The 20,512-nt window shown below is 74.1% G+C and carries 16 protein-coding genes; 8 read left to right on the forward strand and 8 right to left on the reverse strand.

Annotation, left to right across the window (positions count from 1 at the left end; genetic code table 11):
- Window positions 1-2 precede the first annotated feature (2 nt).
- Entirely contained in the window at window positions 3-1,436 is a 1,434-nt protein-coding gene (locus J2S41_RS08615) for a GGDEF domain-containing protein (RefSeq protein ID WP_310365268.1), read from the reverse strand.
- Between the two features lie 63 nt (window positions 1,437-1,499).
- Complete coding sequence (locus tag J2S41_RS08620) at window positions 1,500-3,722, reverse strand: MMPL family transporter (protein WP_310365270.1); 2,223 nt, start codon at window positions 3,720-3,722, stop codon at window positions 1,500-1,502.
- Between the two features lie 233 nt (window positions 3,723-3,955).
- Here J2S41_RS08620 and J2S41_RS08625 point away from each other — a divergent pair, with 233 nt between their 5' ends.
- Genes J2S41_RS08625 through J2S41_RS08635 form a run of 3 tightly spaced genes read left to right on the forward strand, consistent with a single transcriptional unit; the run spans window position 3,956 to window position 7,931 of the window.
- Window positions 3,956-6,007: a sensor histidine kinase gene (locus J2S41_RS08625; protein WP_310365273.1), complete on the forward strand. Its 2,052-nt coding sequence runs from the start codon at window positions 3,956-3,958 to the stop codon at window positions 6,005-6,007.
- A gap of 57 nt (window positions 6,008-6,064) precedes the next feature.
- Window positions 6,065-6,583 (forward strand): GNAT family N-acetyltransferase, encoded by a 519-nt coding sequence (locus tag J2S41_RS08630; RefSeq protein WP_310365275.1) that lies wholly within the window; start codon window positions 6,065-6,067, stop codon window positions 6,581-6,583.
- 31 nt (window positions 6,584-6,614) lie between these two features.
- Window positions 6,615-7,931, forward strand: coding sequence for an alpha/beta hydrolase (locus tag J2S41_RS08635; protein ID WP_310365277.1), 1,317 nt, complete (start codon window positions 6,615-6,617; stop codon window positions 7,929-7,931).
- 42 nt (window positions 7,932-7,973) lie between these two features.
- On the opposite strand, the gene aroA is transcribed toward J2S41_RS08635, so the two are convergent.
- Window positions 7,974-9,215 (reverse strand): 3-phosphoshikimate 1-carboxyvinyltransferase, encoded by a 1,242-nt coding sequence (gene aroA / locus J2S41_RS08640; protein WP_374728252.1) that lies wholly within the window; start codon window positions 9,213-9,215, stop codon window positions 7,974-7,976.
- A 136-nt stretch (window positions 9,216-9,351) separates the two neighbouring features.
- Window positions 9,352-11,895, reverse strand: a complete 2,544-nt coding sequence (locus J2S41_RS08645; protein WP_310376327.1) for a Tex family protein — start codon at window positions 11,893-11,895, stop codon at window positions 9,352-9,354.
- 362 nt (window positions 11,896-12,257) lie between these two features.
- On the opposite strand from J2S41_RS08645, the gene J2S41_RS08650 reads away from it, so the two are divergent.
- Window positions 12,258-13,778, forward strand: coding sequence for a deoxyguanosinetriphosphate triphosphohydrolase family protein (locus J2S41_RS08650; RefSeq protein ID WP_310365282.1), 1,521 nt, complete (start codon window positions 12,258-12,260; stop codon window positions 13,776-13,778).
- 701 nt (window positions 13,779-14,479) lie between these two features.
- Window positions 14,480-15,361: a hypothetical protein gene (locus J2S41_RS08655; protein WP_310365285.1), complete on the forward strand. Its 882-nt coding sequence runs from the start codon at window positions 14,480-14,482 to the stop codon at window positions 15,359-15,361.
- A gap of 47 nt (window positions 15,362-15,408) precedes the next feature.
- Here J2S41_RS08655 and J2S41_RS08660 read toward each other — a convergent pair whose 3' ends face one another.
- Window positions 15,409-15,882, reverse strand: coding sequence for an SRPBCC family protein (locus tag J2S41_RS08660; RefSeq protein WP_310365287.1), 474 nt, complete (start codon window positions 15,880-15,882; stop codon window positions 15,409-15,411).
- Window positions 15,879-16,226, reverse strand: coding sequence for an ArsR/SmtB family transcription factor (locus J2S41_RS08665; RefSeq protein ID WP_310365289.1), 348 nt, complete (start codon window positions 16,224-16,226; stop codon window positions 15,879-15,881). Before J2S41_RS08665 ends, J2S41_RS08660 begins: the two co-directional genes overlap by 4 nt.
- 125 nt (window positions 16,227-16,351) lie before the next feature.
- Here J2S41_RS08665 and J2S41_RS08670 point away from each other — a divergent pair, with 125 nt between their 5' ends.
- The 3 genes from J2S41_RS08670 to J2S41_RS08680 are packed head-to-tail and all read left to right on the forward strand — an operon-like array spanning window position 16,352 to window position 19,425.
- Window positions 16,352-17,161, forward strand: coding sequence for a DUF3626 domain-containing protein (locus J2S41_RS08670; protein WP_310365292.1), 810 nt, complete (start codon window positions 16,352-16,354; stop codon window positions 17,159-17,161).
- 51 nt (window positions 17,162-17,212) lie between these two features.
- The gene (locus J2S41_RS08675; protein ID WP_310365294.1) at window positions 17,213-18,379 is read left to right on the forward strand and encodes an FAD/NAD(P)-binding protein; all 1,167 of its coding nucleotides are present in this window, start codon (window positions 17,213-17,215) and stop codon (window positions 18,377-18,379) included.
- 32 nt (window positions 18,380-18,411) lie between these two features.
- On the forward strand, window positions 18,412-19,425 hold the full coding sequence (locus J2S41_RS08680) for an acyl-CoA dehydrogenase family protein (RefSeq protein WP_310365295.1): 1,014 nt from the start codon (window positions 18,412-18,414) through the stop codon (window positions 19,423-19,425).
- On the opposite strand, the gene J2S41_RS08685 is transcribed toward J2S41_RS08680, so the two are convergent.
- Together J2S41_RS08685 and J2S41_RS08690 are read right to left on the reverse strand one after the other, a co-directional pair.
- The gene (locus J2S41_RS08685; RefSeq protein WP_310365296.1) at window positions 19,415-20,239 is read right to left on the reverse strand and encodes a spermidine synthase; all 825 of its coding nucleotides are present in this window, start codon (window positions 20,237-20,239) and stop codon (window positions 19,415-19,417) included. The genes J2S41_RS08680 and J2S41_RS08685 overlap by 11 nt on opposite strands.
- Window positions 20,240-20,300: 61 nt before the next feature.
- A complete protein-coding gene (locus tag J2S41_RS08690) occupies window positions 20,301-20,498 on the reverse strand; it encodes a hypothetical protein (protein ID WP_310365297.1) in 198 nt (65 codons plus the stop codon).
- Window positions 20,499-20,512 lie beyond the last annotated feature (14 nt).

Raw genomic sequence — 20,512 nt, forward strand, 5'->3', positions numbered from 1 at the left:
CCCTATTGAAGCGGATGGGCCCCGGGACGGTCCGGGACCGCGCGGACCACCCGGCCGCGTCCGCCGTTCTTCGCCGCGTAGAGCGCGACGTCCGCGCGGTGCAGCAGGTGGTCGGGCAGTTCCTCGCCGTCCCACAGCGCCAGGCCGGCGGAGAACGTCTGGAGCTCCGGCGTGGCGATCCGCAGCCGGTCCAGCAGCCGGGCCGCCTCGTCCTCGGTGCGCCCCGGCATCAGCAGCACGAACTCCTCGCCGCCGTACCGGGCCAGGGTGTCGCCGTCGCGCAGCAGCAGGCTCCAGGCCATCGCGGCGCCGGCCAACAGGTCGTCGCCGGCCTGGTGCCCGCGCGTGTCGTTGTAGTGCTTGAAGTGGTCCATGTCCAGGATCGCCACCGGGAACGGCGCGTGCACCGCACGGGTCGTGGCCATGTCCCGGACCAGCTGGGCGGCGAGCGTGCGCCGGTTGGGCAGCCCGGTGAGCGTGTCCGTGCGGGCCAGTTCGTCGAGCCGGCGCGCCTGCGTGGCGAGCTGCCGGGCCTGCTCCTCCAGCCGCCGGACCATGCCCGCCATCCGCGTCACCACCAGGATGAACAGCACGGCGGAGGTGATCGCGACCGCCCAGGTGCTCGGCTCGACGCCGGCCAGCAGCTGCACGATCAGCACGCCGGGGGCGAGCAGTGCCGCGCCGGAGAGCGTGAACAGCCGGCGGCGGGTGAGCGTCTGCGCGCGCGGCGACGGGTCGCCGATCGCCCCGGCGGACGGCACCAGCGCGCCCACGCCCCAGATCAGGTACGAGCCGAGGAACGCCATCGTGCCGAGCGTGGAGTCCTCCGCGAAGGTGAACGTCACGTCCGCCACCAGCAGCGTCACCACGGACACGGTGACCAGCCGGAAGGAGGTGTTGCGGGAGCCGGTGACCAGCAGCAGCCGCACCACGCCGGCCAGCAGCAGGATGTCGCCGAGCGGATAGCCGAGCGCGATCAGCGTGCCGAGCGTGGAGTCACCCTCGGCCAGCGCCGGCGCGATCAGCAGCACCCAGTAGGGCAGCGCCAGCCCGGCCACCAGCATCGTGCTGTCCAGTTGGGCGAGGTGGTCGTCCGCGGAGCGGTGCCGCCGGGCCAGCAGCAGCAACGCGACCGTGAGCAGCGGGTACTGGGCCAGGTAGAACGCGTCCGCGGCGGACGGGAACGGGTCGATGTGCGCGATGTCCGCGTAGTACGTCCAGAGCAGGTCACCGGCGACCGCGCAGCCCTGCCCGGCGGCGAACAGCGCCCACGGCCAGGAGCGCCAGTGGCGCGCCGCGACCGCGCAGGCGGCCACGCTGAGCGCGCCGATGCCGGCGTAGAGCGCACTGCGCTCCAGCCCGGCGGGCAACAGCAGCCACACGCCGAGCAGGACGGGACCGCCGATCAGCAGGAACCGGCGGAACAGGGTGATCACGCTCCACCATCGGCCCCGATCCCGCGACCGTGAGTGCCTGTGAGCGTTCCCTCACGCAGAGTCTTAGGTGCCGGACCTGACCAGCCCGGCGCCCTCCTCCTCGACCTCGTCGGACTCGGCCAGCCCGGCCCGCTCCTGCAACCGGCGCAGCGGGCCCGGCGCCCACCAGGCCGCGTCGCCCATCAGGCGGATCACGGCCGGGACCAGCAGCATGCGGACCACGGTCGCGTCCAGCACCAGCGCCAGGATCATGCCGACGCCGATGAACCGCATCATCGCCAGCGACGACAGCGCGAACGCGCCGGTGACCACGACCAGCAGGATCGCGGCCGCGCTGATCACCCGGCCGGTGCGCACGATGCCGGTGACCACCGCGTCGGCCGTGGACGCGCCCCGGGTGCGCGCCTCCACCATCCGGGAGAGCAGGAAGACCTCGTAGTCGGTGGAGAGCCCGAAGACGACCGCGGCCATCAGCACCACGATGCCGACCTCCAGCGGCGCCGGCGTGACGCCGAGCAGGCCCGCGCCGTGGCCCTCCTGGAACACGAAGACCAGCACGCCGAACGTGGCGGTGAGGCTGAGCGCGCTCATCACCACGGCCTTGACCGGCAGCAGCACCGAGCCGAACGCCAGGAACATCAGCACCAGGGTGGCGCCGGCCAGCAGCAGCACCATCCACGGCAGCTGCGCGTAGGTGGCGTCCAGGCTGTCCACGTTCCGCGCGGTGAAGCCGCCGACCAGCAGCTCCGTGCCGGACGGCGGGGTGAGCGCGCGGATCGACTCCACCGCGCCGGTGGAGGTCTGGTCCAGCGCGTCCGTGGACTCCAGCGCCGCGGTGATCTCGGTGACGCCGTTGCGCGAGCCGCTGATCGTGGCCTCGCCGATGCCGGGCACGTTCGCCACCTCGGCGGCGAACGGCTGGGCGGCGGCCGCGTCCGCGCCGCGCAGCACGACCTGCACGCCGGTGCCGCTCATCGCGGGGAACTCCGCCTTCAGCTCCGCCAGCGCCTCGCGGGCCGGGTCGCCGGCGGGCAGCACGCGCTCGTCGATCTCGCCGAACTCCACGCCCCGGATCGGCGCGGCCAGCAGGATCAGCACCGCCAGGATCGGCAGCGCGACCAGCACCGGGCGCTTCATCACGAACCGGGCCAGGCGCTCCCAGCCCGTACTGATCACGGGCTCGTCGCCCTTGATCTGCTTCTTGCGGCGCGGCAGCGCGAGCTTGTCCACGCGCGGGCCGAGCAGGCCGAGCATCGCCGGCAGCAGCGTGAGCGAGGTGAACGCGGCCAGCGCCACCGCGGACATGCCGCCGTACGCCAGGGACTTGAGGAAGCTCTGCGGGAACAGCATCAGGCCGGCCAGCGCGATGATCAGCAGCGTGGCGGAGAACGCGACGGTACGGCCGGCCGTGGCCACCGTGTTGCGCACCGCGGCCGCGGTGGCCCGTCCCGCGGCCAGCTCCTCGCGGAATCGGCCCACCATGAACAGCCCGTAGTCGATCGCCATGCCCAGGCCGAGCAGGCTGGCCACGTTGACCGCGAACGAGTTGACCTCGGTGGTCAGCGCGATCACGTGCAGCACGCCGAGCGCGCCGAGCACGGCCAGGCCGCCGACCAGCACCGGCAGCGCGGCGGCGACCAGCGAACCGAAGATCAGCACGAGCAGCACCAGCACGACCGGCAGCGACACGCCCTCGGCCAGCGTCAGGTCCTGCTTCGAGCGCTCGGACGTGGAGTCCTGCAGCGCCGCGGCGCCGCCCACCTTCGTCGCGACGCCGTCGACCGTGAAATCGTCCTTGATCTCGCGGAAGTTCTCCAGCTTCTCCGTCTCGTTCGCGCCGGCCAGCGTGATCAGCGCGATCGCGCGCCGCTTGTCCGGCGTGGCGAACTGGGCGGCCTGCGCGGCGGCCTGGGCGGCCTGTGCCGCCGCCTGCGGGTCGGCCGGCTGTGCCCGCGGCTGCTGCGCGGCCTGTGCCGCCGCGGCGAGCTGCCAGTACGAGCTGGCGGACTCGACCCGGTCCGAGGGGAGCGCCTCCAGGTCCGCGGTGACGGCCCGGGCCACGGCCGGGTCGTCGACCGTGCCGGCGTCCGGGGTGTAGATGACGATGACGTCGCCGCCCTGCGCGCCGAGCGCCTCCTCGGCGACCTCGGCGGCCCGGGCCGACTCGCTGCCCGGATCGATGTAGCCGCCCTCGGAGAGCTGCCCGAAGACGCCGAGACCCCACACGCCGGAGGCGATCGAGGCGGCCACGACCACGATCACCGTGGTCCAGCGCAGGCGGTGCATGAGTGAACCCCATGACGCGAACACGAGTGCGTACCCTCCGGTGTCTCGACGTGTGAGCCGCTACAAAAAGTAAACATGTTTCACGCTTGGCCGTGTGGGCCGGGGTGTCGCTTACCCGCTTTTCGGGGAATCGACCCGCACCGCGCCCACCCGCGCGTTAGCGTAGCTTCGTCCTCTTTTTCACATTATTTCGTGACGTCGGTGGATGTTTGGTGAGAGGTGGTGGGCCCGTGGTGTCCCGGCCTCGACCGGCGCCGATTCCCGATCCGGAGGTGGCGGCGCTGGCCGACCTGCCCATGCTGTCCGACCTCACCGTGCGGGCCGACGGGATCGCGGAGGCCATCGGGCTTCGCCGGGTGCTGGAGACCACCACCGAGGCGTTCGTCTCGATGGACGCGAACGGCCGGATCCGTGCCTGGAACCCGGCCGCGGAACGCCTGCTCGGCTGGCACGCGGCCGAGGTCATCGGCCGGAACCTGGCCGAGACGATCATCCCGGAGCCGCTGCGCGACGCGCACGCCGGCGGCATGCGGCGGTACATGGCCACCGGCGAGGCGCGGGTGGCCGGCGAACGGCTGGCGCTGCCCGCGCTGCACCGCGACGGGCACGTGGTCACGGTCGAGGTGGTGATCTGGCCGAACCAGGTCGAGGGCGACTGGTGGTTCCACGCGTTCCTGCACGACATCAGCGACCGGGTCGCGGCCGAGGAACGGCTGCGCCGCGAGCGGATGTTCCTCGCCACCGTGCTGGACAGTCTCTCCGACGGCGTGGTCGCCTGCGACGCGGACGCGGTGATCACCACGGTCAACCCGGCGGCGCGGCAGATGCGCGGCAACCCGGCGCCGAGCGTGTCCATGCGCGAGGTCTTCGCCCGGCTGGACGCGCGGCACCCGGACGGCCGGCCGATGGCGTACGAGGAACTGCCGCTGATCCGCGCGCTGCGCGGCGAGGTGGTGGTCGACGCGGAGGTGGTGCTGGCCGACCGCCGGGTGGTCTGCACCGGCCGCCAGCTGCGCGACGCGACCGGCGAGGTCTCCGGCGCGGTGGTGGCGGCCCGCGACGTCACGGTCGAGCGCGCCGCCGAGGCGCACAACGCGCTGCTGGCCGCGCGGCTGCGGCAGACGATCGCGGTGCAGCGCGAGGTGATCGAGGCGGCCGCGGACCGCGACGAGACGCTGCGGCTGGTCGCGGACCGGGCGCTGGAGATGTTCCCGGGCGCGGAGGGCGCCGCGGTCGCGCTGCTCGACGGCGGCGAACTGGTCTACACCGCGGTCTCCGGGTCCATGTCCAGGCTGGCCGGCCTGCGGCTGCCGGTGGACTCCTCGCTGAGCGGGCACGCGGTCCGCGAGGCGGCCACCATGCGCTGCGACGACCCGGAGGCGGACCCGCGCGTGGACCGCGAGGCCTGCCGCCGCGGCGGCGTCGGGTCCATCCTGATCGCGCCGCTGCTCTCCGAGGACCACGTGACCGGCGTGCTGCTGGTGACCGGCGGCCGGACCGGCGCGTTCGACGACAGCGACGCCCAGCACCTGGAACTGCTCGGGCACAGCCTCAGCGGCGGGCTCCGGCACGCGGACGACTACGCGGAGATCAACCGGCTGCTCGGCGAGCGCACCGCGGCGCTGGCCGAGGTGGAGGCCGCGAACCAGCTCAAGCTCGACCTGATCGGCATGCTCGGCCACGAGATCGCGACGCCGCTGATGTCGATCCTGGCCACCGTGGAGATGACCACCGACGAGCCGGACATGCCGGACGCGCTGTCGCTGATCGGCCGGCAGGCGACCCGGCTGGACACGCTGGTCCGCGAGGTGCTCACCCAGGTGGCGCTGGACGCCGGCCGGCTGCACGCGGACCGCGAGCCGGTGCCGCTCGCCGCCGCGATCACGGCCGCCGTCGACCTGGCCGCGGCCGGCCCGGTGCCGGTCCACGGCGACGTGTCGGTGGACGTGCTGGTCAACCGCGGTCACCTCCAGCAGATGCTGGTCAACTACCTGACGAACGCGGCCAAGTACGGCGGTGGCGCGGTCGCGGTGGAGGTCACCCGTACGGCTGAAAACGCGGTGCGGATCGGCGTGCGCGACGCGGGCGACGGCGTGCCGGAGGGCTTCCGCGACCAGCTCTTCTCGCAGTTCAGCCGCGCGCGCCGGACCGCGGCCAGCAAGCCCGGCACCGGCCTCGGCCTGTACATCGTCCGAGGTCTCGCGCGTGCGAACGGCGGTGATGCCGGTTATCTCCCGGCCGTACCGCATGGGTCGATCTTCTATCTCGACCTGGAAACGGCGTGATGTCCCGATCGTCCCGGTCGTGGCGGGTTGGGCGTCGCGCTTTGCCACACTGACGCCGTGCGCATCCGTCCAGCGACCATCGCCGATGCCGCCGTGCTCGCCGACGTCCACGTGCGCACGTGGCAGGCCACCTACCGCGGCTTCGTCCCGGACGGCTACCTGCGATCGCTGGACCCGGTGCGGTGGCGCCCGTTCTGGCAGGACCGCCTGCGGCGCCCGGAGGAGGGGACGGCCACGCTGGCGCTGGTCCCGGACGCCGGTGACCGCCCGGTCGGCTTCGTCAGCTTCGGCCCGTCCCGCGACGACGCGGCGGACGTCGCGGCCGGGGAGATCTTCGCGATCTACGTGCTGCCGGAGCACTGGGGGACCGGCGGCGGCCGCATGCTGATGGCCGCGGCCCTCACCGCGCTGGCGGACGCCGGGTTCGGCCGCGCCACGCTCTGGGTGCTGGACGGCAACGCCCGCGCGCGCCGCTTCTACGAGGCCGGCGGCTGGCGCCCGGACGGCCTCACCAAACGCGACGAGTCCCGCGGCTTCCCGCTGGACGAGGTGCGATACGTCCTCGATCTCCGGTAACCGGAACGGGCGCGGGAACCGTCTTCCCGGCATGGCGTCAATTCCCCGCGCGGCCCCGGCCGTGCTTCTCGTGGCGGGCATGCTCGCGGTCGCGCCGGCCGCTCAGGCGCACGGTGGCGACCCCGGCGCGCCCGGTCCGCACCGCGTCTCCACACTGGACTACACGCTCGGTGACCGGGCGTTCCAGGTCGACGGCTTCCACGCGGACGGGCCGGACGGCCGGCTCGCGGACATCGAGCTGACCGGCACCGTGCACTACCCGGCCGGCGGGCGGGGGCCGTACCCGATGGTGGTGCTGTCCCACGGCTACTGGGCCACCTGCGCGGACCGGGAGGCGGCCGACACCCAGGCGCGGCTGGAGGCCGAGCGGCCGGACGACTTCTACGACGACCCGCGCTGGCTGGACGCGGTCACCCGGCTGTGGCAGTGGCCGTGCGCGCCCGGCGTGGCGCCGCTGCCCAGCTACCGCGGCTACGACTACCTGGCGTACAAGCTGGCGAGTCACGGCATGGTGGTCGTCTCGATCAGCGCCAACGGGATCAACGCGGGCCAGATCGGCACGGAGGCCGACAACGCCCGGTCGATGCTGATCAACAAGCATCTGTCGCTCTGGACCGAGCTGGTCGGTACCGGAGGCGGCCCGCTCGCCGGGCGGTTCACCGACCCGCGCACCCACCGGGTGATGAAGCCCGACTTCACCGGCCGCGTCGATTTCACCCGGGTCGGCACGCTCGGTCACTCCCGCGGCGGACGCGGCGTCGCCTGGCACGCGGCCGACGTGCACCGCGACGCGCTCCCGGCCGGCGTGCGCATCGCCGGCGTGCTCTCGCTCGCCGCCGCCGGCGCGGGCGCCGCCACCAACCCGGACTCGCCGGAGGCCCCGCTCTACCGGGTCACCTCCGCGCCGCTCGCGGTCTGGATCGGCGGCTGCGACTCCGACCAGGGCCTCGACTACGTCGAGCTGGCCCGCGGGCACACCCGCCACCCGATCTACCGGTGGGACGTGGACGGGGCCAACCACAACTTCCTCAACACCCAGTGGTCACCGGCCAGCGGCCAGGTCGGCGCGGTCGACGACGGCCAGGGACCCGGCCCGGGCCTGTGCGGCACGCCGACGCTGGGCGACTGGGACCCGGACAGCGGCACCCCGCCGCCGCCGGTCGAGTGGATCGACATCGTGCACAAGCTGACCGAGGAGGAGGAACGGCGCGTGCACACCGGCTACGCCACCGCGTTCTTCCGCTCGGCGCTGCTCGGTGACCACCGGTTCGTGAACGTCATCAGCGGGGAAAGCCACCCGTACGCCGAGATCACCACTGTGGACGCGGTGCGGTTCGACCCGAACTGAGCCGCGTGGCCGGTGCCCGTACCCCCCGGCGGGCACCGGCTCCTACATGTCCCAGGCCGCGCGGAGCGCGCCGAAGACGTCGTGGAACTCCGGGAACGTCTTCTTCACGCAGCCCGGGTCGTCCAGCGTGATGTGCGGGACGCGCAGCGACGTGACGGAGAAGCTCATCGCGATCCGGTGGTCCCGGCGGGTGCCGATCTCCGCCGGCGCCGGCACACCGGGCTGGATCTCGATCCAGTCCTCGCCGGTCTCCACCCGGACGCCCAGGCGGCGCAGGTTGTCCGCGCACGCGTCGAGCCGGTCGCACTCCTTGACCCGGGTGTTGTACACGTCCTCGATCCGCACCGGCCCGTCCGCGAACGGCGCGATCGCGGCCAGCGTCGGCATGGTGTCGGAGATGTCGCGCATGTTCGTGGTGATGCCGGTCAGCCGCCCGGTGCCGCGGACCGTGGTGGCGTCCGCCCCAATCGTCACCTCCGCGCCCATCCGGCCCAGCACCTCGACGAAGCCCAGGTCGCCCTGGAGCGCGCCGGCGCCCAGCCCGGGCACGGTCACCTCGTTGCCGGTGATCGCGGCGGCGGCGAAGAAGTAGCTGGCGGTCGACGCGTCCGGCTCGATCGGGTACGTCGCCGCCCGGTAACCGCCCGGCGGCACCCGCAGCGTGTTGCCGTCCCGGGCCACGGTCACGCCGAACCGGCGCATCATCGCCAGCGTGATCTCCACGTACGGCGCGCTGACCAGCCCGGTGACCGTGATGTTCAGCCCCTCGCGGGTGAGCGGCCCGGTGAGCAGCATCGCGGTGAGGAACTGCGACGACAGGCTCGCGTCCAGCTCCAGATCGCCGCCCTTGATGCCGTCCGCGACCACGGTCAGCGGCAGGTGGCCCTCCCGCTCGGTGTGCCGCACGTCGACGCCGAGCGCGCGCAGCGCCGCGGTCAGCGGGGCGACCGGGCGGCGGCGCATCTGCTCGGACGCGTCGAACCGGAACGTACCGTGCCCGGCCGCGACCAGGCCGGGCAGGAACCGGGCGGCGGTGGCGGCGTCGCGGCAGAAGACGTCGGCCTCGCCGGCGGCCGGTCCGGCGGGCCGGCCGGTGATGGTCCAGTCCTCGCCGCCGCGCCGTACCTCGTACCCGAGCGCGACCAGCCCGTCCGCGAACGCCTCCGTGTCGTCGGAGAGCAGCGGACGGCCGAGCACCGTGGTGCCCTCGGCCGCGGCCGCCAGGAACAGCGCCCGCGCGGTGATCGACTTCGACCCCGGAATCGCCACCACAGACACCCGAATAACCCCCTGCGCTCGCCCGGATCCGCTGTCACAGATCGTATCGGGCGCCCGGGTCCACGCCGACGGACTCGCTGCCCGTCCCGCACGTCGGGAGCCGTGCGGGGTACGGCCCGGCCGGGCCGCACCCCGCCGCCGATCAGCGCCGCTTGGAGTCGCGCGAGTCGCCGCCGGAGGACAGGCCCTTGTCCAGCCCGGCCCGGCGCAGCGCGTCCGCCATCGCGGAGTTGCCGAAGTCCGGACGGCCGCCGCCCTGGCCGCCGCCGGACCGGTTGTCCCGTCCGCCGCCGCCCCGGCGCTCCTGACCACCGCGACCACCCTGCGCACGATCGCCGCCACGCTGGCCGCGATCGCCACCCCTGGGCCCGCCGCGCTCGCCGCCGCCACTGCGCTCGCCGCCGCCACTGCGCTCGCCGCCGCCGCTACGGGGGCCGCCGCCCTGGCCGCGCGCACCGCCGCGTTCGCCCCGGGGCCGGTCGCCGCGCGGCGCGCCGCCGCCCTCGGCGTCGTCCTCCAGGCGCAGCGTCAGCGAGATGCGCTTGCGCGGGATGTCCACGTCGAGCACCTTGACCGTGACGATGTCGCCCGGCTTGACCACCTCGCGCGGGTCCTTGACGAACGTCTTGGACAGCGCGGACACGTGCACCAGGCCGTCCTGGTGCACGCCGATGTCGACGAACGCGCCGAACGCGGCCACGTTCGTGACCACGCCCTCCAGCTTCATGCCGGGCCGCAGGTCGGCGAGCGTCTCCACGCCGTCCGCGAACGCCGCGGTCTTGAACGCCGGTCGCGGGTCCCGGCCCGGCTTCTCCAGCTCCGCGATGATGTCGGTGACCGTGGGCAGACCGAACTGCTCGTCCACGAACTGCGCGGGGGAGAGGCGGCGCAGCGCGCTGCCGTTGCCGATCAGCGACTTCAGGTCGCCGCCGGTCGCGTCCACGATCCGGCGAACCACCGGGTACGCCTCCGGGTGCACGCCGGACGCGTCGAGCGGGTCGTCACCGGCCGGGATGCGCAGGAAGCCCGCGCACTGCTCGAACGCCTTCGGCCCGAGGCGCGGCACCTGCTTGAGCGCGGCCCGGGACCGGAACGGACCGTTCGCGTCGCGGTGCAGCACGATGTTCTCCGCGAGGCCGGCGCCGATGCCGGAGACCCGGGTGAGCAGCGGGGCGGACGCGGTGTTCACGTCCACGCCGACGCCGTTCACACAGTCCTCCACCACCGCGTCGAGCGAGCGGGACAGCTTCACCTCGGACAGGTCGTGCTGGTACTGCCCGACGCCGATGGAGCGCGGGTCGATCTTCACCAGCTCGGCGAGCGGGTCCTGGAGGCGGCGGGCGATGGAGACCGCGCCGCGCAGCGACACGTCCAGCCCGGGCAGTTCCTCGGACGCGTACGCCGAGGCGGAGTAGACGGACGCGCCCGCCTCGGACACCACGATCTTCGTGAGCCCGAGCTGCGGGAACGCCTTGATCAGGTCACCGGCGAGCTTGTCCGTCTCCCGGGACGCGGTGCCGTTGCCGATCGCGATCAGGTCGACGTGGTGCTTCGTGGCCAGCGCGGCCAGCGTGGCGATCGACTCGTCCCACTTGCGGCGCGGCTCGTGCGGGTAGATCGTGGCGGTGTCGACGACCTTGCCGGTGCCGTCCACCACCGCGACCTTCACGCCGGTGCGCAGACCCGGGTCGAGGCCCATGGTCACCCGGTTGCCGGCCGGCGCCGCGAGCAGCAGGTCGCGCAGGTTGGCCGCGAAGACGCGGACCGCCTCCTCCTCGGCCGCCTGCCACAGCCGCGACCGCAGGTTGATCTCCAGGTGCACCATGATCCGGGTGCGCCAGGCCCACCGGACCGTGTCCCGCAGCCAGCGGTCGGCCGGCCGCCCCTGGTCGGCGATGCCGAACCGCGCGGCGATCGCCGCCTCGTACGTGGTGGGGCCCTCGGCCTCCTCCGCGTCCGGGCGCAGCGACAGCTCCAGCACCTCCTCCTTCTCGCCGCGGAACATGGCGAGGATGCGGTGCGACGGGAGCTTGGTCAGCGGCTCGGAGAAGTCGAAGTAGTCCTTGAACTTGGCGCCGGCCTCCTCCTTGCCCTCCCGCACCTTGGCGCTCAGCACACCGCGGCTCCAGACCTGCTCGCGCAGCGTGCCGATCAGGTCCGCGTCCTCGGAGAAGCGCTCGACCAGGATCGCGCGCGCCCCGTCCAGCGCCGCCTGCGCCGTGGCCACGCCCTTCGCCTCGTCCACGTAACCGGCGGCCTCGGTGGCCGGGTCGGTCAGCGGGTCGCCGATCAGCCGGTCGGCGAGCGGCTCCAGGCCGGCCTCGCGGGCGATCTGCGCCTTGGTCCGGCGCTTCGGCTTGAACGGCAGGTAGATGTCCTCCAGCCGCGCCTTGGAGTCGGCGGCCAGGATCTGCGCCTGCAACTCCTCGGTGAGCTTGCCCTGCCCGTGGATCGACTCCAGGATCGCGGCGCGCCGCTCCTCCAGGTCGCGCAGGTAACGCAGCCGCTCCTCCAGCGTGCGCAGCTGCGCGTCGTCGAGCGTGCCGGTCACCTCCTTGCGGTACCGCGCGATGAACGGCACGGTCGCGCCGCCGTCCAGCAGCTCGACCGCGGCCGCCACCTGCCGCTCGCGCACGCCGAGCTCCTCGGCGATGCGCTGGTTGATGGCGCCGGCGCTCGCCGCCACGAACGCCGCGGTGGTCGCGGTCGGCGTCACCGCCACCGGCTCGGCCGCCGCGATCACCTCGGGCTGCGCCTCGGCCGGGGGCAGTGCTGGGTCCACAGACGTAGTCACGCTTGATCCACCTTCTGATGTCATCTCGGCCGCCATTCTGCCCGCACCCACCGACACTTGTCGCGGCACCCCGGTGCGCCCGGCGGGTCGCAAGAAGGTCATAAAGCGCATTTTCCCGCTTCCGGCGTGGGCGCTTTCCGCATGCTCCCGCGGGCCACGGTCGTCGCTGGCGCTCCTCCCTGCCGGTGGCGTCGCCGGTCGCGCGCGAACCCCCGTTCGCCAGCGGATGATCATCAGGCTGTTAGCGTGGCGGGATGGCTGAGTCGGAGGATCCGCGAGCGCAGCGGCTGTCCGGTACCGGGCGGGCGGGCGGTGATCTCGCCGGTTCGCCGTTCCGGGCGGACCGGGACCGGATCGTGTCGTCGACGTTCTTCGCCCGGCTCGGCGGCGTCACCCAGGTGATCAGTCCCGGCGGGTCGGGGCTGCTGGTGCACAACCGGCTGACGCACAGCCTCAAGGTGGCGCAGGTCGGGCGCGCGATCGCGGAGCGGCTGCTGGCCCGCGCCGAGCACCGCGACCTGCTGGAGAAGCTCGGCGGCTGCGACCCGGACGTGGTGGAGGCGGCGTCGCTGGCGCACGACCTCGGGCACCCGCCGTTCGGGCACCTCGGCGAGCGCGTGCTGGACCGGCTGGCGCGGGAGAAGCTCGGGCTCGCGGACGGGTTCGAGGGCAACGCGCAGTCGTACCGGATCGTGACCAGCACCGAGATCCGCGGCGAGGCGCGCGGCGAGACGATCATCGGGCTGGACCTGACCGCGGCCGTGCGCGCCGCGATGCTCAAGTACCCGTGGACGCGCCGCGGCTACCCGGCACCGCACCCGTCCACGCTGAGCCCGGCGCCGCGCGGCGCCACCGTGCCGGCCGGTGACCCGGACGGCGGGTCGCTGAAGTTCGGCGCGTACGGCACGGAGGTCCGCGACCTGCGGCACGCCCGCGCGCCGTTTGAGGGCCGGATCCCGGACTGGCAGCAGACCGCGGAGGCGTCCATCATGGACACCGCGGACGACATCGCCTACGCGATCCACGACGTCGAGGACTTCTACCGCGTCGGCGTGCTGCGCCAGGGCGAGGTCGCGGCGGAACTCTCCGCCTGGCAGCGGCACGCGGGCGAACTGGCCATCGAGTCGGACGCGGCGCTGGAGCTCACCGCGCGCCGCCCCGGCCGGTCGATCGAACGGCTGCGGCGCACGCTGCACCGCAAGGACTCCTGGGTCAGCGACGACGAGGCGTTCGCCACCGCGGTCGCGCACGTGCGGCGCGAACTGGTCGACGGACTGCTCTCCGCGCCGTTCGACGGCTCGGTCGAGGCCGAGCACGCGGTGTCCCGGTTCTCCGACACCTGGACGCGCGGCCTGGTCGACGCGATCACCGTGACCGCGACGCCGTCCATGCGCTCCGGGCACGTGCTGCTCTCCCCGGTGCAGTGGCACGAGGTGCAGGTGCTCAAGTTCGTCCACCACCGCTTCGTGCTGGAGCGCCCCGACCTGGCACTGCACCAGCGCGGCCAGGCCCGGCTGCTCGGCACGCTGGTGGAGGCGCTGCTCGCCTGGCTGGACGACCCGGACGAGACCACCCGCCTGCCGCGCCGCCTGCACGACCTGGTCGAGCTGGCCGAGGCCGAGCTGGACCCGGCCACGCCGCACCGCGCGGCCCGGGCCCGCGGGCGGGCGATCGTCGACTTCGTGGCCTCGCTGACCGACAACCAGGCGGTGGCGATGCTCGACGCGCTCTCCGGACGCTCCGGCCAGCTCTGGACCGACGCGTTCGTGCTCTGACCGGCGCGGCCGCTTCACGCCCGGATATCGGGGTGTCGCGGTGGTGATCATTTCGGTAGCGTGCGCGCGTGCAGTCACCCACCCCCGATCCCGCCTCGCGTCCCTCCCCGGCCGCGGGCGACCCCGCCGAGCCACCGGCCGCCGCGCCCACCCCGGCCCCCGAGCACCGGCCCTCCTACCCACCCGCGGTCCTCCCGGTCCCGGCCACCACCCCGGCGCCCCCGGCCTGGCCCGACGCCGACACGGCGCCCACGCCGCGCACCGCCGAGCCAGCCATCCCGGCGCAGCCGACTGCCGCGGCGCAGCCGGTGAGTGGCGAGCAGCGTCTCAGCGCGGCTGAACCGGCCGGTGCCCCACACCCGGCCGCTCCCGTGCCGCCGAGCGCTTCCGTGTCGCCCAGCGCTTCCGTGCCGCCCAGCGCTTCCGCGCCGCTTGCCGGGGCCGCGCCGCCGGCCACGGCCCAGCCCGGTGCTGCCGCGCAGTTCGGTGCTGCCGCGCAACCCGGTACCCCGGCGCAACCCGATGTTCCCGCCCAGCCCGGTGCTCCGGCTCAGCCCGGCGGCGCGGCTCAGCCCGGCGTCTCCGCTGCGCCGGGTGCTCCGGCTCAGCCCGGTGCCCCTGTCCAGCCCGGCGTCGCGGGTGGGCCGGGGGATCCGGGGTGTGGGCCGCTGGTCGAGGCGCAGTTGCAGCAGCAGCGTCCGGTGTTTCCGCCGTCGCCGGCGGAGGTGCGCGGACCCCGGCCGGCCACCGTGACGGTCGCGGTGATCATGCAGTATGTGGTCGTCGCGCTGCTGGTGGCGATGGCGGGCCTCGTCATCTGGGAGGGTGTCTCCTACGGACTGCTGATCGACGAGGCCGCCAGCACGCCCGGTGCCTCGCAGATCGACGCGGACATGGAGCGCGTGGCGAACTGGACCGCGAACGGCGTCGCCACCTCGCTGCTGGTCCTGCTGGCCGGCTGGCTGCTGACGAACACGCTGCTCACCGCGCGGGGCAGCAACGTGGCCCGGATCCTCGCCGTGGCCGGCCTCGGCGTGCCGCTCGGCCTGCTCGCGCTCGCGTTCTGCGGGGGCGGCGCGCTCGGCGCGTTCACCGTGCTCGGCGCCGCCACGTCGGACCCGTTCGCCGGCACCCCGTACGAGGAGGACCCCTTCCCGGTGGAGCCGCCGTCGTCGGGCGGTTACTACCACGAGGACGCGTTCTACGCCCGGCTGACCGACCTGCTCGCCCAGCGGAACCTGATCGTGTTCGACGCGGGTATGCCGCTGTTCGGCGCCATCGCGATCTTCCTGGCGATCACCGTGATGGTGCTGCTCCTGGTGCCGTCCACGAACCGCTGGTTCAACCCCGGCGGCGCGCCCCGGTCCGGCCCGCGCCCGCTCCCGCAGCCGTGGCCGCCGGTCCCGGTCCACCCGTACGCGCCGCAGCCGTTCGTGAACCAGAACCAGCCGTTCCCGGCACCGCCGTACGCCACGCAGCAGTTCCCGGTCCCGCACTTCCCGGTGCAGCCGCCGGTGCCGCCGTACCCGGTGCAGCCGCCGCCGTACTACGCGCCACCGCCTGGCGGCAACCCGCCCCGGTGACACCCGCGGGGGTACGGACGATCCCGTCCGTACCCCCGAACGGCTTCTCAGGCCGACAGCTCGCGCAGCAGCGCGTCCAGCGCCACGTAGGACCGCTGCGCCCCGTCCGCCATGCCGGACGAGACCATGCCGTCCAGGTCGTCCTTCGTGGTGAAGCGGGACGTGGTGGTGAGCGTGGTCCGGCCGTTCTCCTCCGTCAGGACCAGCGAGTCCGTGGCCACGTGCCCGGGCATCCCCTCGAACTCGAAGGTCTGCACCAGCCGCGACGGCGCCTCGATCTCCAGGAACTCGCCGCGGAACGCGTACGCGTTGCCGTCCGCCGCGTGCTCCACGTACCGGTACTTCCCGCCGACCCGGAAGTCGATCTCGACGTCCAGCGGGTTGCCGCGTCCCCACCACCGGCGCAGGTGCTCGGCCCGGGTGTGGCAGGCCCAGACCAGCTCGCGCGGCGCGTCGACGACGCGGGTCATCACGAGCTCGGTGTCGGACATCCGGTCCACGGTCAGTTGCTCGGTCATCATTCCGTCTCCCTCTCCGGTGCTGACTGGTCTCGCAGGTCTCGCAGGTAGGTGTCGAGGGTCGCGTAGCGCTCGTCCCAGAACCGCCGGTACTGCTCGACGAACGTCGCGACCTCGCGCAGCGGCTCCGGGTCGAGTCGGCAGGGCCGCCACTGGGCGTCGCGGCCGCGCACTATCAACCCCGCGCGCTCCAGCACCTTGAGGTGCTTGGAGATCGCCTGGAGGCTGACCGGGAACGGCTTGGCAAGCTCGTTCACGGTCGCCTCGCCCTCGCTGAGCCGGGCCAGGATCGCCCGCCGGGTCGGATCGGCCAGCGCCGCGAACACCTCGCTCAGTCTGTCTGCCATCGTCTTCAACCACCTGGTTAATTAACTTATAAGTTGAAGACTAGCCTACGCGGCGCCGTTGTCAACCGCCCGGTTGAGTAAGAATTCGGTGGCGCCCGGTGCACGGGGAACCCGATCATGCGCGGATGGAGCTGCATCAACGCGCTGTCGCGCACGTCGCCGCGCGCGCCACCGGTTCGCCCCTGCCCGACGGCGTCGCCGTCACGCTGCACTTCCACCCCGACCGGCTCACCGTGACCGGCGAGCCGATCCTCGACGCGATGCGGCGGGACAACCGGTACCGGTCGCAGTTCGAGACGCGGACCAGCAACGGGGGCCTGACCGCGCACCCGGGCGGCGACCGGTGGCGGTGGGAGAGCGGCCTGTTCGGCGCGGTCTACGACGACGCCGGGCCGTGGCACCGCCCGGTCTACGGCTCGCTCAACCTCCGGGGCCTGCCGACCGGCGGCTCGCCCCGGTTCGGGTCGGCGCACTTCCGGCTGGCGCCGCACGCGCTCGACCGCACCACGTTCTGCTTCCCGGACAGCGCGGCCGGGCCGCACACGTTCGGCGTGCGCGGCAGCATGCCGGAGGTGTCCACGGCCGGGCTCGACCCGCTCGACGACTACGTGGAGGCGCACGTGCACGGCCCGGTGCTGCTGGACCGCGACGTGGAGGCGCTGGTGCTCGATCCGAGCTACGCGGGGACCGCGGTGGAGGCGGCGGCGCGCGCGCTGCCCTGCCCGGTGGAGTGGCACCCGGGCTTCCGGGTGAGCGCGGGCGAGCTGCGCCGGCATCCCGGCTACCGCCCGGACCCGGGCCGCGAGTTCGCGGAGCGCCTGGCCGGCGACGGTCTGCTGGTGCCCCGGTCGCTCGGCGACGCGGCGCGCGAGCCCGGCCATGATCCGCAGGTGCTGAAGTGGGCCTGGCACTACCTCGCGCGATTCGGCCGGTAACGCCCAGCTCTCCTATCGTTTCCGTGGGGATTCGCGCTCGTTGAACGCGGCATGACAGTCGCGATCATCGGGGCCGGCGCGAGCGGCATCCTCACCGCCGCCGCGCTCCACCGCCGATGTCCGGGCCGGCCCCTGATCATGATCGACGAGCACGTGCCCGGCGGCCCGGCGTACCGCGCGCCCGAGCCGTGGCACCTGCTCAACTCGCGCGCGGCCGCGATGGGACCGGACTTCGCCGCGCCCGACCCGGAGGAGTTCCGGCCCCGGCGGGCGTACGGCGACCACCTGCGCGCGATCCTGGCCGGCACGCCGGTGGAGCTGCGCACCGACCGCGCCGTCCGGATCGGCCCCGGCCCGGTCGTGCACCTGGCGCGCGGCCGGCCGGTGCGCGCCACCGACGTGGTGCTGGCCCTCGGGCCGCCCCGGCCGGCCGTGCCCGCGTTCGTGGCCGGGCACCCGGAGCTGGTGCCGGACCCGTGGGCGCCCGGCGCGCTGGACGCGATCGACCCGGACCGGCCGGTCGTCATCGCCGGCACCGGGCTGACCGCGGTCGACGTGGCGCTCACGCTGCTGCGCCGGAACCGCGCCGCGCCGGTCGTCATGGTCTCCCGCCGCGGCCTGCTGCCCCGGGTCCACGAGGCGGTACGGCCGGAGCCCGCGCCGGTCGGCGAGCTGGTCGCGCGCGCCCGGTCGCCGCGGTCACTCGTCCGGGGGATTCGGGAGCTGGCGGCCCGGCACCCGGGCGGCTGGCAGGCGGTGGTGGACGCGGTGCGGCCGCACGCGAACGCGCTGTGGGCCGCGGCGAGCGACGCGGACCGGGAACGCTTCCTGCGGCACTGCGCCCGGCACTGGGACGTGCACCGGCACCGGATGCCCCCGGCGGTCGCGGCGGACCTCGCCCGGTTCCGGGACAGCGGTGCGCTGCTCGTCCGTACCGTGGCGGGTTTTGATCGTGGGAACGCGCAGGTGGTGAGCGCGGCCGGGCCCGGGCGGCTGCCGGAGGCCGCGGACCCGCTGATCGGCGCGCTGATCGCGGACGGGCTGGCGCGCGCCGGGCCGTACGGGCTGGGACTGGACGTGGCGGCGCCGCTGTGGGTGGTGGGGCCGCTGCGGCGCGGGCGGCTCTGGGAGACCACCGCGATCCCGGAGATCCGCGACCAGGCCGAGGAGGTCGCGCTGCGGCTCGATCAGGCGTACGTATCGGGCGTCGCCGCCTGATCCTGGCATAACGGAACCGCTACGTTAGCGGTATGACTGATGCGGCGACCATGCGCTCCCGGGCGGAACAGCTTGCCGAGGAGATGTTCCTGCCGGCGGCGGCCGAGGTGGACCGGGCCGGGCGGGTGCCGCAGTCGCACCTGGACCTGCTGCGGCGGTTCGGTTTCTACGGCGTGGCGGCCCCGGCCGAGCTCGGCGGCCTCGGCATGGAGGACATGGCCACGGCCGCCTACCTGCTGGAGACGCTGGCGAGCGGCTGCCTGACCACCACACTGGTCTGGATGCAGCACCACGGCGTGGTGCTCGGCGCCGCCGCGAGCCGCACGCCCGGCCTGCGCGACACGTGGCTGCGGCGGCTGGCCGACGGCGACGTGCGCGGCGGCGTCGCACTCGCCGGCCTGCGCCCCGGCGGCGAGGGCATGCGGGTGCGGCGGGCCGACGACGGCGGGTACGTGCTGGACGGCGAGGTGCCGTGGGTCAGCGGCTGGGACATGATCGACGTGGTGCAGGCCGGCGCGCGCGACGACGCCGGCAACGCCTGCTTCCTGCTGGTCGACGCGGTGCCGTCGGCCACGCTGAGCGGCACCGTGCAGGACCTGTCCGCGCTGCGCGCCAGCCGGACCGCGGTGCTGCGCTTCACCGGCCACGCCGTGCCCGCGGACCGGCTGATGCACACGCTGCCGTACGACTCGTGGGCGCGCACCGAGGCCAGCGGCTCCGCGCTCAACGGCTTCCTCGCGCTGGGCGTGGTGCGCCGCTGCTGTGCGCTGCTCGGCCCGTCGTCACTCGACGCGGAACTGGAGGCGGCCCGCGCCGCGCTGCTCGCCGCCGACCCGGAGAAGACGCCGGCCGCCCGCGCCACCGCGTCCGAGCTGGCCGTGCGCGCCGCCACCACGCTGATCGTGCACCGCGGGTCCCGGGGTGGGCTGCGCGGCGACCACCCGGAGCGGTTGCTGCGCGAGGCCGGGATGCTGCTGGTCTACGGCACGCGCCCGCTGATCCGCGACGAACTGCTGTCCCGCCTGGCTCGCGGTCTCACCCCGTGACGATCGGGTCGTCCAGCGGTGCGGCGCCGCCGGTGAACCCGGCCAGGGCGTCGCCGCCGATCACCCGGCCCGGCTCCGGGTCGCGCTCCGCCAGCGCGGCCAGCCGGTCCACCGGGATTCGCCGCTCGGACATCCCGGCGACCAGCACCGTGTTCCCGTACTTCCGGCCGCGCAGCATGCCCGCCTCGCCGATCACGCACACGTCCGGCAGCACCGCGGCCAGCGTCGCCGCCAGCACCCGCGTCCGGGCCAGCGGCGGCACGTCCACCACGTTCACCGCGAGCAGCCCGTCCGGCCGCAGCACCCGGCTCGCCTCGCGCACGAACCCGGTGCCGGCGATGCTGCGCGGCATGCGGGCCGCCTGGTACACATCCGCGACGACCAGGTCGAACTCGTCGTCCGGCAGGCTCTCCAGCGTTTCCCGCGCGTCGCCGAGCAGCACCGTCACGCCGGCGTCCTCGGGCAGCGGCAGCCGCTCCCAGATCAGCGCCATCAGCAGCTCGTCCCGGTCGACCACGGTCTGCACCGACCCGGGCCGGGTGGCCGCGACGAACCGCGGCAGGCTCAGCGCGCCGCCGCCCAGGTGCAGCACGCGCAGCGGTGCGCCCGGCTCCGCCGCCGTGTCCACCACGGTCACCAGCCGCCGCATGTAGTCGAACTTCATCCGCGTCGGATCGCCGACGTCGACGTACGACTGAGGGACGCCGTCCACCGTCAGCGTCCACGCGCCCGGCGCCGTCGCGTCCGGAACCAGCTCCGCGAGGCCGAACCCGGTCGGCATCGCCACCCCCGCGGCGGGATCAGGCAGATTCACGCCCCAAACCTACGCCCACGCGAAGGGGCCGGCGAACCCGCCGGCCCCTTGCTCCATGCCGTCACTCGGAGGGCTGCGGCGCCTCGCAGTTCACCTTCGGGTTGAGGCCCACGTAGTTGAGCGGCCCCGCCACGATCGTCACCGCGGTCGTCGAGACCTCCGCACAGTTGTCCGCGTCATTGGCGAAGTACCCCCGCTGCCCCGCCGCGAGGACACCGATGATCAGCCAGATGATGATGACGACCGCTCCGATACGCACGCCAGCCTCCTATG

Origin of the sequence: Catenuloplanes atrovinosus, assembly GCF_031458235.1 — a bacterium.
Classification (GTDB): domain Bacteria; phylum Actinomycetota; class Actinomycetes; order Mycobacteriales; family Micromonosporaceae; genus Catenuloplanes; species Catenuloplanes atrovinosus.

What these genes read in the sequence shown, in the direction of transcription:
- J2S41_RS08620 (WP_310365270.1), bottom strand. Translation starts at nt 3,722, where the DNA reads ATGCACCGCCTGCGCTGGACCACGGTGATCGTGGTCGTGGCCGCCTCG.
- J2S41_RS08635 (WP_310365277.1), top strand. Translation starts at nt 6,615, where the DNA reads ATGGCGTCAATTCCCCGCGCGGCCCCGGCCGTGCTTCTCGTGGCGGGC.
- J2S41_RS08650 (WP_310365282.1), top strand. Translation starts at nt 12,258, where the DNA reads ATGGCTGAGTCGGAGGATCCGCGAGCGCAGCGGCTGTCCGGTACCGGG.
- J2S41_RS08660 (WP_310365287.1), bottom strand. Translation starts at nt 15,882, where the DNA reads ATGATGACCGAGCAACTGACCGTGGACCGGATGTCCGACACCGAGCTC.
- J2S41_RS08665 (WP_310365289.1), bottom strand. Translation starts at nt 16,226, where the DNA reads ATGGCAGACAGACTGAGCGAGGTGTTCGCGGCGCTGGCCGATCCGACC.
- J2S41_RS08670 (WP_310365292.1), top strand. Translation starts at nt 16,352, where the DNA reads ATGGAGCTGCATCAACGCGCTGTCGCGCACGTCGCCGCGCGCGCCACC.
- J2S41_RS08675 (WP_310365294.1), top strand. Translation starts at nt 17,213, where the DNA reads ATGACAGTCGCGATCATCGGGGCCGGCGCGAGCGGCATCCTCACCGCC.
- J2S41_RS08680 (WP_310365295.1), top strand. Translation starts at nt 18,412, where the DNA reads ATGACTGATGCGGCGACCATGCGCTCCCGGGCGGAACAGCTTGCCGAG.